Below are 12,306 nucleotides of genomic sequence, written 5' to 3' on the forward strand. Positions count from 1 at the left end.
GCGGCATAGCAATTCGAGAGCGATCCCGGCCTTTTGCGTAGCGGGGGCATAGGGTTGGGCAGTTTTCTCGCATGCGGCGGCCGCCGCGGGGGCCCCGGAAGGGGGTGTCTGCCCGCGCGGTTTGTGCGTAAACCCCCGGCATGAACCGACCCGAAATCCTGATCCCCGCCCCCATGCTGCCGAGCGTCCTCGACGCGCTGGGCGAGCGGTTCGTCGTGCACCGGCTATGGGAGCAGGAAGACCCCGACGCGTTCCTCGCGACGGTGGCGCCGCGCGTCCGCGGGCTTGCGGCGAGTTCGCTCGCGGGGCGGATCGACGCGTCGTGGTACGACCGGCTGCCCGCGCTCGAAATCGTCGCCAATTTCGGCGTGGGCTATGACGGGATCGACGCGGATGCCGCGGCGGCGCGCGGCATCGTCGTGACCAATACGCCCGGTGTGCTGGACGAGGAGGTCGCCGATCTGACCATCGGGCTGCTGCTCGCGACGCTGCGCGGGATCCCGCAGGCCGATCGCCATGTCCGCGACGGTGCCTGGGCGGAACAGTCGTTTCCGCTGTCGCCGAGCCTGCGCGGACGGCGGATCGGGATTCTGGGGCTCGGCGCGATCGGCAAGGCGGTGGCGCGGCGGCTCGAGGCGTTCGACGTGCCGATCGCCTATCATGGCCGGTCGCGGCAGGCGGATATCGGCTATGACTATCACGACACGCCGGTCGCGCTGGCCGCGGCGTGCGACGTGCTGATCACGATCGTGCCCGGCGGTCAGGGGACGCAGCATCTGGTCGACGCCGCGGTGCTCGAGGCGCTGGGCGCGCAGGGCGTGTTCATCAACGTCGCGCGCGGCAGCGTCGTCGATCAGGACGCGCTGATCGCAGCGTTGCAGCAGGGCACGATCCTCGCCGCCGGGCTCGACGTCTATGAAGACGAGCCCAATGTCCCCGCCAGCCTGCGCGCGCGGCCGAACACGGTGCTGCTGCCGCATATCGGTTCGGCGTCGAAGCGGACGCGCGCGGCGATGGGCGGGCTGGTCGTCGACAATCTGCGCGCGTGGTTCGAGACCGGCCGCGCGCTTACCCCCGTCGCGGAGACGCCCAACCCCGGCTGAGCCCGGTCACCGCCGCACGTCGGCGGGTGCCCCGGTAAAGTCGGCGAGATCGGTCAGCGTCGTCCGGCTGTGATCGCCCGCGGTGCCGTGCTTGAGCGCGGCGAGCGCGAGACCGCGGCGCGCCGCCGCCTCGCACCCGTCGTCGAGACAGGAGAGCACGCCCGCGGCGAACGCGTCGCCGGTGCCGATCCGGTCAACGATCTGCGTGACGAGGACAGTCTCGGTCTCGAACGAGTCGTCACGGCGATCGACGCGCGCGGACAGGGCGTGCGTATCGGCATCGATCACCCGGCGCGCGGTCGAGGCGATGCAGGCGAGCGTCGGAAACCGCGCGAACGCGGCCTCGCACGCGCGACGCCGCGCGTCCGGCGTGTCACCGGCATGGTCCTCGCCGAGCAGCAGCGAGATATCGCGGTGACTGCCGAACAACAGGTCCGCACCGTCGACGTGGTCGACCAGCACGCCTTGCGGATCGGCGCACCAGCGCGCCCACATGCTCGCGCGGAAATTGCCGTCGAACGAGACCCTGGCCCCCGCCGCCCGCGCCGCCGCGATCGCATCGAGCGACAGCTGCGCGGCACCCGGACCGATTGCGGGAATGATCCCCGACAGATGCAACCAGCCGACGCCGTCCAGCATCGCGGGCCAGTCATAGGCGCTCGACGGGGTGGCGGCGAAGCTGCTGTCGAGGCGGTCATAGACGATCTGCGCGCCGCGCGACCCGCTTGGCGGCGACAGGAAATACAGGCCGAGCCGGCCGTCCGCGCGCACCACGCGCGAGACGTCGACGCCGGCGGCACGGACCGAATCGAGCGCCGCATTGCCGATCAGGCCGTGCGGCAGCGTCGTGACGACCGCGGCGGGCACGTCGATCCGCGCGAGCGCGACCGCGACGTTCGCCTCCGCGCCGCCGAAATGCGCGTCGAGCCGGGCGTCCTGGAACAGATGCCCGCGATCGGGCGCGGCGAGCCGCAACAGCATCTCGCCGAAACACACTATCGTACCGGTCATGCGACGGGCTCTCCGATGGCGCCGCGCAGCGCGGCCTCTGGCCCCTGCGCCTGCCAGGTTACCACCGCATCGCCCAGCGCCGCGTGGTCGAAATCGGCGGGGAATATGCCGAGTTCGTCGACGAACCGCGCGACGACCTGCCGCGCGTCGCCCGCCGTGTCCGCCCATATCGCGGCGTAGCGATTCCGCAGCGGATCGTCGGCCATGGCGGGCGCGTGGGCGGTGTAGGCGATCCACGCGGCGAGGCTGAGGCGATGCTTCGGGCTGTCGAGCCCCTGCGCCTGCCGCTCGGCGACGGTCGCGATCCAGCGTTGCGGGAGCTTCTGCGATCCGTCCATCGCGATCTGATCGAGCCGGTGGTGCAGATCGGCATTGGCGAAGCGGTCGAGAATCGCGTCGATATACGCCGCGGGATCGAGCCCCGCCGCCGCGGTCAGGCTGGGCACCGCCTCCTCCTGCATCTGCGCGATCACGAACGTGCGCAGCGCCGGGTCGGCGATCGCCTCATGGACAAAAGCGTGGCCCCGTTGCAGCCCGACATAGGCGAGCGTCGAATGGCTGGCGTTCAACAGCCGCAGCTTAGCGAGTTCGAACGGCGCGACGTCGTCGACGATCTGCGCCCCCGCCGCCTCCCAGCGCGGGCGCGGGCCAGCGAAGCGGTCCTCGATCACCCATTGGCGGAACGGTTCTGTGACAAGGGCAGCGGCGTCGTCGACCCCGATCGCGGTCGCGACGCCCGCGCGGTCGGCCTCGGTCGAGGCGGGCACGATCCGGTCGACCATCGTATCGGGCGCGGTGACATGCGTGCGCACCCAGCCGGCCAGATCCGCATCGCGGCGCTCGAGGAACGCGAGCAGCAGACGCATCAACAGCGCGCCATTGCCCGACAGATTGTCGCACGACACCAGCGTCAGTCCCCCTGCCCCCGCGCCGCGCCGCCGATCGAGGGCGGCCGCGAGAAAGCCGAAGATCGTCCGCGGCACGCCGCCGCTCAGATCGTGCGCGATCGCCGGATCGTCGACGAGCAGCGCGCCGGTCGCCGGATGCCGGTAATAGCCCTTTTCGGTGACGGTCAGCGTCACGACCTGAGTTGCGGAATCGGCGAGCGCGGCGATCACCGCGTCGGGATCCTCCGCGGCGACCAGCAGCGTGTCGATCACGTCGATCAGCCGGGTCGCGCTGGCGCCGTTCGACCGTTCGGTCACGGTGTAGAGCCCGTCCTGCGGGGCGAGCGTATCGCGCACCTGCGGCGAGCGCAGCGACACGCCGGTGATCCGCCAGCCCGCGTCCGGCGTCGATGCATCCTGTGTATAGACCGCCTGATGCGCGCGGTGGAACGCGCCAATCCCGAGATGCACGATCCGCCCGCCGGTCGCGGTGGAGGATGCCGGCTGCGCCACGTCGGCGGCGAGCGCGGAGCGCGTGGCCCTGGACAGCCTCACAGCCGGTATGCCTTGCGGACCAGATCGCTCGTCAGTTCGCGCGCGAGCTCTGCTGCCTCCCAATCCTCCAGCCGGTGCTCGGCGACGAGCCGCGCGAGATAGCCGCAGTCGATCCGGCGCGCGACGTCGTGCCGCGCCGGGATCGACAGGAAGGCGCGCGTGTCGTCGTTGAAACCGACGGTGTTGTAGAAGCCCGCGGTCTCGGTGGTCATCTCGCGGAACCGCCACATGCCCTCGGGACTGTCGTGGAACCACCATGCGGGGCCGAGCTTCAGGCACGGATAATGCCCCGCCAGCGGCGCCAGCTCGCGCGCATAGACCGTCTCGTCGAGCGTGAAGAGGATGATCGACAGCGCGGTCGAGGTCCCGAACCGGTCGAGCAGCGGCTTGAGTGCGTGGACATAGTCGGTGCGCCCAGGAATGTCCGCGCCCTTGTCGCGGCCATGGCTGGCGAACAGCCCGGCATTGTGGTTGCGCACCGAGCCGGGATGGATCTGCATGACCATGCCGTCCTCGACGCTCATCGCCGCCATCTCAGTCAGCATCTGCGCGCGGAAGAGCTCGGCGTCGGCGGCGGTCCAGTCGTCGCCGGTGATGCGCGCGAACAGCGCCTCGCATTCAGGCGTCGACAGGTTCGCGGTCGCTGCGGTCGGATGGCCGTGATCGGTCGCGGTGGCGCCCGCCGTGCGGAAATCGGCGCGGCGCTTGCGGTGCGCGGCGAGATAGCCCTGCCAGCCATAGACGTCCTCGCCAGTCAGCTCGCCGAAGCGGCGTAGCGCGCCGGCGAATTGCTCGTGCTCGACATCGATGACGCCGTCGGGGCGATAGGTGGTGACGACGCGGCCGTTCCAGCCGCTCTCGCGGATCCGGTGATGCGCGTCGAGGCTGTCGTGCGCGCCTTCGGTGGTGGCGAGGAAATCGATCCGGAACCGGTCGAACAGCGCGCGCGGGCGGAACGCCGCGGTCGCGAGCTTTTCGCCGATCGTGTCGAAATACAGGTCCGCGGTCGCCGGCTCGAACGCGACGTCGAACTCGAACACCTCGGCGAACACATGATCGAGCCACATCCGCGACGGCGTGCCGCGGAACAGCGCATAATGGTCGGCGAGCAGCCGCCACGCCGCGCGCGGATCGGTGCTCCGCGTGCCATCGCGGCGCGCGATCGTCAGCGCGTCCAGATCGACGCCCTGGCTGTAGAGCATGCGGAACAGATAATGGTCGGGCGCGAGCAGCAGCGACGTCGCGTCGGTCCAGTTGGCGTTGTCGGCGAACCAGGTCGGATCGGTATGGCCGTGCGGGCTGACGATCGGCAGGTCGGCGATCTCCGCATAGAGCGTGCGGGCGATCGCGCGGGTCGTCGGATCGGCGGGAAACAGCCGGTCGGGGTGAAGCTCTAAAGGACGGGTCATGCAAGGGCTCCTGCCGCAAAGGCAATACCGCGTTCAAGTCCGCGCAGTTCGGCGAGCCCGCGCATCCGGCCGAGCAGCGAATAGCCGGGATTGGTCGTGCGCGTCAGGTCGTCGAGCATCTGATGCCCGTGATCGGGGCGCATCGGGATGCTGCGCCCTTCGCGGACCGACAGCCGGTGGACCGCCGCCATCACCGCCGCCATGCCGGCATCGCCCTCCAGATGATCGGCTTCGTGGAACGCGCCATCGGCCTCGCGCTGGACCGAACGCAGGTGCAGGAAGCCGATCCGCGAGCCGAGCCGGTCGACCATGCCGGGCAGGTCGTTGTCAGCGCGCACGCCGAACGACCCGGTACACAGGCACAGCCCGTTCGAGACGTTGGGCACGCGGGTGAACAGATCGGTCACGTCGGCCTCGGTGCTGACGACGCGCGGCAGGCCGAAGATCGGAAACGGCGGATCGTCGGGATGGACGACCAGCGCGATGCCGAGCTCGTCGGCGAGCGGGCACACCGCCTCGAGGAACGCGACATGGTTGTCGCGCAGCCGCGCGGCGTCGATGGCGTCGTAGCGGCCGATCGCCTCGAGGAACGCGGCCGAGGTGAAGCCCTCCTCGCTGCCCGGCAGGCCCGCAAGGATCGTCCGTTCGAGATCCGCGCGCGCCGCTGTGTCCATGCCGGCAAAGCGCGCCGCCGCCGCCTCGCGGACCGCCGGCGCATAGCTCTGCTCGGCGCCCGGCCGCTGGAGCATGAACAGGTCATAGGCGGCCACCACGATCGCCTCATACCGCAGCGCGCGCGATCCGTCGGGCAGTTCCCAGGCGAGATCGGTCCGCGTCCAGTCGAGCAACGGCATGAAATTATAGGTGACGACGCGAATGCCGCACGCCGCGAGATTGCGCAGGCTCTCGCGGTACGCGTCGATCAGCCTGTCCCATTCGCCCGAGCGGGTCTTGATGCCCTCGTCGACCGGCAGGCTTTCGACCACCGTCCAGTCGAGCCCGGCGTCGCGCACCATCTGCTTGCGCGCGGCGATCGCCTCGCGCGTCCAGACCTCGCCGTTCGGGACCTCGTGCAGTGCGGTCACCACCTCGGTCGCGCCGGATTGCCGGATGCTGTCCAGCCGCACCGGATCGTTCGGCCCGAACCAGCGCATCGTCTGCGTCATCAACACACTCGTCATCCTCTTAAACCCTCAACCCCGTGCGCGGCGTAGCGCGCAGCAAACTCCACAAGACGACCGCCGCGAGCAGATCGAGCGCCGCCAACGCCGCGAACAGCGGGTCATATCCCCACGCATCCGCGCTCTGCCCGATCAGCAGCGTGAACAGCATCCCGCCGACCCAGGCCGACGTCCCCGCCATCCCGGTGGCGGTGCCGACCGTCCGGCTGTCGAACATGTCGGAACACAGCGTCACCAGCGCGCCGCTCAGCATCTGGTGCGCGAAGCCGCCGATGCAGAACAGGATGATCGCGACGCCGGGCGAGTGCGCAAGACCGATGCACGCCGGTCCGATCATGCACAGCGCGCCGATCGTCATCGTGATCTTGCGCGACGCGACCAGCGGCACGCCGCGCTTCATCAGCCAGCTCGGCAGCACGCCCGCGGCCAGGCTGCCGAAATCGGCGGCGAGGAACGGCATCCACGCCCATAAGGCGATACTCTTCAGATCGAGCTTCCACACCGACACCAAATAGAGCGGGATGAAGAAGTTGAACGTCTGCCACGCCGGTTCGGCCAGGAATTTGGGGACCGCGATCCCCCAGAAGCTGCGGCTGCGCAACAGGTCGCCGCGCGTCGCGGGCTTGGCGGTGACGTCCTCGCCGCGGGTCTCGATGATCGCGGCACGCTCGTCCTCGCTCAGCGCGGGATGCTCTGCGGGGCTGCGATAACCCCAATACCACAGGAACGCCCAGACGAGGCTGAGGCCGCCGGTCACGATGAACGCCGCCTGCCAGTTCCAGGCGAGGATACAGAAGGCGACGAGCGGCGGCGCGATCATGTTGCCGACGCTGGTGCCCATCTGGAACACGCTGGTCGCCAGCGATCGCTCGCGCGGGGGGAACCATTCGGACACCGTCTTGGCGCCCGCGGGGATCGCCGCCGCCTCGCTCGCGCCGAGCAGTGCGCGGAACAGCGCGAGGCTCGGCCAGCCAGTCGCCAGCGCATGCGCCATGTTGGCGAGCGCCCAGCCGACCGCGAACAGGAAGAAGCCGAGCCGTGTGCCCAGCAGGTCGAGCATGCTGCCGGCAACGGTCTGCATCACCGTGTAGCTGGCCTGGAACGCCAGCACGACCCAGCTGTAATCCTCGGTCGACATGCCGAATTCGGTTTTCAGCTGCGGTGCGGCGACCGACAGGGTCGAGCGTGCGAGATAGTTGAGGATCGTCCCCAGCGTCACCAGCCCGATCAGCCGCCAGCGCAGCGGCACGCTGCGCCAGCCGCGCCGCGGGTTGCCCGGCGCGCTCATCGCGTGATCTCGATGCCGGACACGATCGCGTCGCCCTTGATCGGCACGAATTTCAGGTCGAGCATGCCGTCGGTGACCGGCACGACGATCCGCCGCGTGACGCGCGTGAGCGGCGCGCCCGCGACCGCGGCGATATCCAGCGCGGCGATCGCGCGCTTGCCGTTGGCGACGACGTCGAACTGTCGGGCGCCGGCCGCAAGCGCGGGTTCGACGAAGCTCAGCTCGACCGTGTAGCGCCCGTTGGCGAGCGGCACGCGGTAGCCGAACCGGCCTTCGCGGTAGGTTTCGGCGACGGCACCTTCGGGCGTCCCCGCGACAACCTTTTTCTCGGGGCGCGGACCATAGCCCGAATAGGCGTTGATATCGCCGAAACGGCCGCCGTCGAAGAACGCGTCCGAGCCATAACGCTTGCCCGCGATCTCCGGTGCGACCAGCGCGCCGCTGTCGATCCGGATCGACCGCGCAGCCTCCGGCGCCACCCGCCATTCGATCGCGTCGTCGACCGCCCCGGTCGGGAAGACGCCGCGCGCGACGACGCGGTTCGCGCCCGCCGCCAGCGCGACGTTCGACCAGGCGCAGATCATCTGCGGACAGGCGCTCAGCGTGCCGACGACGCGGTCATTGACGAGCAGGTCGGTGCGCGGCGCGTTGCTGTACACCCGGACGTCGGCGACCGGATAGGCGCGGTCGACATAGCGCCGCCCGGCGACGTGCACGGTCGGCGTCGCGGTCCAGTTCGCCTTGTAGAAATAATAGGCGTCCTTGCGGATCTTTCGGTCGTAGGTGACGAGCCCCTTGGTGTTGATGTCGATCGCATCGCCCTCGCGCCGGACGGTCGTCGCGAAATCGAACGAATTCCACAGCCATGTCCCCCAGAGATAGGGTTTGGCGGACAGCGTCGCCCAGGCGGTTTCGTGGATGTAGCTCTCATATTCCTCGGGCTGGTTGCGCCCGCGCTGGTCGACCTTGCCGCCGAGCGGGTTGTCGGTGTGGATCGTCGTCGCGCCGCCCGCGCCATATTCGGTCACCGACACGGGCTGGTTCGGGCGCAGCGCGCGGAGCGAGTCGAGATGCTTGCCGAGATCGCCGGGCTGTCCGTAATACCAGCCGAAATAGCGGTTGGCCCCGCCGAGATCCGCGGCCTCCGCGGTGATCGGAATGTCCGCGGAGCCGAGCAGCCGGCCTTCGCAACAGGTCGCCAGCGCGGTCGCGCGGGACGGATCCTCGCTTTTCGCCAGCGCGTTCAGTTCGCGCAGCAGCGGCAGCGGATCGGGCGCGGGCGTGTCCTTGCTGGTGGTGATGAACGCCGGCAGCGACTTGCCGAAATCGACCTCGTTCGCGATCCCCCAGTTGAACACCGACGCGTGGTTGCCGTTCTGCCGGATCAGCTCGCGCAGCTGCTGGCGCGCATCGTCGCGCAGCCCGGCACTCGCGACCGCATCGTCGCCCCAGGTCCAGCGCGACACGAGCGGGATCTCGTCCCACAGCACCATGCCGTAGCGGTCGGCGAGGTCGTGGATCACCTGGCCGTGCTGGTAATGCGTCAGGCGGATGCTGTTCACGCCCATTTCGCGCATGATCGCGAAATCCTGCTCGATATCCGCAGGCGCGGTCGCCCAGCCCTTGCCCTCGCGATCCTGGTGATAGCCGACGCCCTGGAGCCGCAGCGGCTTGCCGTTGAGCATGAAGCCGCGGGCCGGGTCGGCGCGCATCTCGCGGATGCCGAACGCCTGCTCGACCCGGTCGAGCACCGCGCCCGACGGCGTCGCGATCTCGACCACCAGACGGTGCAGATACGGATCGGCGACCCCGTTCCACAGATGCGGCGTCGCGACCGACAGCGACTGGACGCTCTCGGACGCGGTGTCGGCGCGCAGGGGGATGCGGCGGGTCGCGGTGGCGACCGTCTTGCCGCCCGCGTCGATCAGCCTGACCACCGCGTTGACCGCCTGAGCCTTGGTGCCGTCGTTCCGGATCCGCACGCGGACGTCGACCTTCGCCATCGCCGCGTCGATCGACCTGGTCGTCGCGAAGATCCCGCTGCCACCGGCATCGAGCATGTCGACATGGACCGCGTTCGTGACGATCAGGCTGACCGGCCGATACAGCCCGCCATGCACGAAGAAATCGCCCGCGAGCGGCAGGATGTCCGCGGTCGACGACCCCTGCGCCGGTTGCGTATTGTCGACCTTGACCAGCAGCGTGTTCGCCTGCCCGGCGCGGAACGCGCGCGTGGCATCGAGCCGGAAGCGTGAAAACCCGCCCTTGTGCCCGCCGATCCGCTGGCCGTTGAGCCAGACCTCGGCGGTGCGGCTCGCCGCGTCGAACTGCAACCACGCGCGCTGACCTGCGTCCATGGCGGGCGGCGTGAACGTCATGCGGTACCAGCCGACGCCCTGATATTTGTCGACCGATTCGGCATTGTTCAGATGGGTCTGGGGGTCGGGCATGTAATAGCCGACGCGGTTCCAGGTGTGCGGTACGCTGACCCGCTCCCAGGATCCGGCGGCCTGCGCGGCCTGCGCCGGATCGACGTCGCCGCCGCGCTGGAACTCCCAGCCCTGCGCCAAGGGGACGACCGTTCGCTCACTCTGTGCGGCAGCGGGCGCGGCCATAACGGCGATGACGGCCGCCGCGACATATCTGGTCTGCATAACCCTCTCCCTGATCTTTTTTTGGCAGCTTAATTCCTGACAATTGGCCTGACCAGTTAATTTTTGGGTTTGGCTTGGATTTTGGACGGTTTTTGGAAGAGCGAGTCACGTGGTGCCACGTCTCTGACGCGCCCGGCCCTCTGCGTGTCAGGACAATAAGGCTGTCGAGGGTTGGCATGTGATCGGGCTTGCGGCCGTCCGGTAAGGCAGGTCGCGCGTCCAGCATCAGCCCGCGCGCGGGCCTCTCTTTTTTGATTCAAATCAAGAACAGAGATCAACGTTAAGAGAAAGGTAACGGAATCGGGGTATATTTCAGTTGTATTCGAAGGACTAAGCCACCGCGGCCGTTCGTTTTATACAACGATCGACCTTCTTTTCATCAAGACCTTCGCCACCGACATTGCCGCATTCAGCGGCCCTTCCGACGCCTTGCTACTACGACTCCCGCTGCTGCGGATGGGAGGTTCGTAGCGTCCATCCGCGGTGACTTTCGAGGTATATCCAATGACGTCGATCCTTCGGGCAGCCGCGTGTGCGGCGGTGAGTATGGCTGCGCTCGTGGCAGGCGGCGGGGCCGCGCAGGCACAGGTACCGGTCGGCGCCGGTGGCCAGCTGCAGCAGATCCCGCCCGTGCCGCTGACCGATACGCCCGATCCCGAGCTCGGCCTGACTCGCAAGACGCCGGTCGCGATCCCGGCCGCGGGCGGACCCTCGGCGCGCGTGGATGCGATCCGCGTCACCGGCGCGACGCTGTTCCCCGACGCGACGCTGGTCGCCGCGACGGGGTTCGCGCCCGGTGCGACGCTCGATCTCGCGGGTCTGAAGACGCTCGCGGCGCGGATCACCGACTATTATACCAGCCGCGGCTATTTCGTCGCGCAGGCCTATCTGCCCGCGCAGGACGTGCAGAGCGGGACGGTGACGATCGCGGTCGTCGAGGGTCGCCTCGGCGCGGTCGGGCTGCGCAACGAATCCCGCCTCGCGGACAGCGTCGCGAACGGCATGCTCGACGGGCTCGAGGTCGGTGATGCGGTCGCGGTCGCGCCGATCGAACGCCGGCTGCTGATGCTGTCCGACCTGCCCGGCGTGCGCGTGCGCTCGACGCTGAGCCCCGGCACCGCGGTCGGCACGTCGGACCTGCTGGTCGACATCACCCCGGGCCGCAGCATCACGGGCAGCGTCGAGGCCGACAATGCGGGCAATCGCTATACCGGCGCTTACCGCGTCGGCGGGTCGGTCAACTGGAACAACCCGACCGGCTCGGGCGACGTGCTCGGCTTTCGCGCGCTGACGTCCTTCTCGGGGCTTGCTTATGGCCGCGCCTCCTATCAGGCGCCGATCGGCAAGGTGACGCTCGGCGTCGCCTATGCGCATCTCGACTATGAACTCGGCAAGGAATTCGACAGCCTCGACGGCAGCGGCAATGCCGAGATCGCCAGCGTCTATGCCAGCTACCCTCTGATCCGGTCGCGCGACAGCAACCTGTACGTGACGGTGGCGGGCGATGCGAAATGGTTCGACGACCGGTTCGGGATCGTCGACACGGTCACCTATCGCAGTGCGCAGGTCGTCACCGGCGGCCTCAGCGGCGACTCGCACGACACGCTGCTCGGCGGCGGCTGGAACGCCTATTCGCTGAGCGTCTCGGTCGGCACGCTCGACATTCGCGGTGCCTATGAGCGGTCGGTCGACGCGCTGACCGCGCGCACCGATGGGCGCTATGGCAAGATGCAGTTCAGCCTGGCGCGGCTGCAGACGATCAGCGGGCCGGTCTCGGTGTTCGGCTCGGTCCGCGGGCAGGTCGCGTTCAACAATCTCGACATCTCCGAGAAGATGGAGCTGGGCGGCGCCTATGCGGTGCGCGCCTATCCCGAGGGCGAGGCCTATGGCGACCAGGGCTATGTCGCGACCGCCGAGGCGCGGCTCGCGCTGCCGCGGGTCATCCCGGGCGCGCTGCAGCTGTTCGCGTTCGTCGATGTCGGCGAGGTCGATTATGTGAAGCGGCGCTATTTCGACGGATCGAACCATGCTGTCCGCAGCGCCTATGGCGCGGGCGCGACCTGGACTGCACCGTACGACATCGTGCTGCGCGCGACCTATGCGCGCAAGCTGGGCAGCGCCGACGCGACCGCCGCCCCCGACCGGTCCGGCCGCGCCTGGTTCCAGATCGCCAAGAGCTTCTGACGCCCGCGCGCACGACCGCGACCAGCACCGACAT

The 12,306-nt window shown here is 69.0% G+C and carries 8 protein-coding genes; 2 read left to right on the plus strand and 6 right to left on the minus strand.

Annotated features, from left to right (window positions below; genetic code table 11):
• Window positions 1–140: 140 nt before the first annotated feature.
• Window positions 141–1,103: a 2-hydroxyacid dehydrogenase gene (locus tag IFT87_RS00410; RefSeq protein ID WP_192007157.1), complete on the plus strand. Its 963-nt coding sequence runs from the start codon at window positions 141–143 to the stop codon at window positions 1,101–1,103.
• Window positions 1,104–1,109: 6 nt separating this feature from the next.
• Here the strand turns inward: IFT87_RS00410 and IFT87_RS00415 are convergent, their stop codons facing one another.
• From IFT87_RS00415 to IFT87_RS00440, 6 genes are read right to left on the minus strand one after another with little or no spacing between them, the layout of a single operon-like run.
• Window positions 1,110–2,114: a sugar kinase gene (locus IFT87_RS00415; protein ID WP_031440143.1), complete on the minus strand. Its 1,005-nt coding sequence runs from the start codon at window positions 2,112–2,114 to the stop codon at window positions 1,110–1,112.
• Complete coding sequence (locus IFT87_RS00420) at window positions 2,111–3,556, minus strand: mannitol dehydrogenase family protein (protein WP_052149063.1); 1,446 nt, start codon at window positions 3,554–3,556, stop codon at window positions 2,111–2,113. The genes IFT87_RS00415 and IFT87_RS00420 overlap by 4 nt, the downstream gene beginning before the upstream one ends.
• Window positions 3,553–4,965, minus strand: a complete 1,413-nt coding sequence (uxaC, locus tag IFT87_RS00425; protein WP_037529167.1) for a glucuronate isomerase — start codon at window positions 4,963–4,965, stop codon at window positions 3,553–3,555. Before uxaC ends, IFT87_RS00420 begins: the two co-directional genes overlap by 4 nt.
• The gene (gene uxuA / locus IFT87_RS00430) at window positions 4,962–6,131 is read right to left on the minus strand and encodes a mannonate dehydratase (protein ID WP_197975084.1); all 1,170 of its coding nucleotides are present in this window, start codon (window positions 6,129–6,131) and stop codon (window positions 4,962–4,964) included. The genes uxaC and uxuA overlap by 4 nt, the downstream gene beginning before the upstream one ends.
• A gap of 19 nt (window positions 6,132–6,150) precedes the next feature.
• Window positions 6,151–7,434 (minus strand): MFS transporter, encoded by a 1,284-nt coding sequence (locus IFT87_RS00435; RefSeq protein ID WP_052149062.1) that lies wholly within the window; start codon window positions 7,432–7,434, stop codon window positions 6,151–6,153.
• Window positions 7,431–10,088 carry a glycoside hydrolase family 2 TIM barrel-domain containing protein gene (locus tag IFT87_RS00440; RefSeq protein ID WP_192007159.1) on the minus strand — a complete coding sequence of 886 codons (2,658 nt, stop codon included), beginning with the start codon at window positions 10,086–10,088 and terminating at the stop codon, window positions 7,431–7,433. The genes IFT87_RS00435 and IFT87_RS00440 overlap by 4 nt, the downstream gene beginning before the upstream one ends.
• A 546-nt stretch (window positions 10,089–10,634) precedes the next feature.
• On the opposite strand from IFT87_RS00440, the gene IFT87_RS00445 reads away from it, so the two are divergent.
• Window positions 10,635–12,272, plus strand: coding sequence for a ShlB/FhaC/HecB family hemolysin secretion/activation protein (locus IFT87_RS00445; RefSeq protein ID WP_249403144.1), 1,638 nt, complete (start codon window positions 10,635–10,637; stop codon window positions 12,270–12,272).
• The last annotated feature ends 34 nt before the right edge of the window (window positions 12,273–12,306 follow it).

This window comes from Sphingomonas sp. CFBP 8765, assembly GCF_014841445.1.
Lineage (GTDB): Bacteria > Pseudomonadota > Alphaproteobacteria > Sphingomonadales > Sphingomonadaceae > Sphingomonas > Sphingomonas aerolata.

Coding starts and splice junctions, on each gene's coding strand:
- IFT87_RS00440 (WP_192007159.1), bottom strand. CDS start 10,088: ATGCAGACCAGATATGTCGCGGCGGCCGTCATCGCCGTTATGGCCGCG.
- IFT87_RS00445 (WP_249403144.1), top strand. CDS start 10,635: ATGGCTGCGCTCGTGGCAGGCGGCGGGGCCGCGCAGGCACAGGTACCG.
- uxaC (WP_037529167.1), bottom strand. CDS start 4,965: ATGACCCGTCCTTTAGAGCTTCACCCCGACCGGCTGTTTCCCGCCGAT.
- IFT87_RS00415 (WP_031440143.1), bottom strand. CDS start 2,114: ATGACCGGTACGATAGTGTGTTTCGGCGAGATGCTGTTGCGGCTCGCC.
- uxuA (WP_197975084.1), bottom strand. CDS start 6,131: ATGACGCAGACGATGCGCTGGTTCGGGCCGAACGATCCGGTGCGGCTG.
- IFT87_RS00410 (WP_192007157.1), top strand. CDS start 141: ATGAACCGACCCGAAATCCTGATCCCCGCCCCCATGCTGCCGAGCGTC.
- IFT87_RS00435 (WP_052149062.1), bottom strand. CDS start 7,434: ATGAGCGCGCCGGGCAACCCGCGGCGCGGCTGGCGCAGCGTGCCGCTG.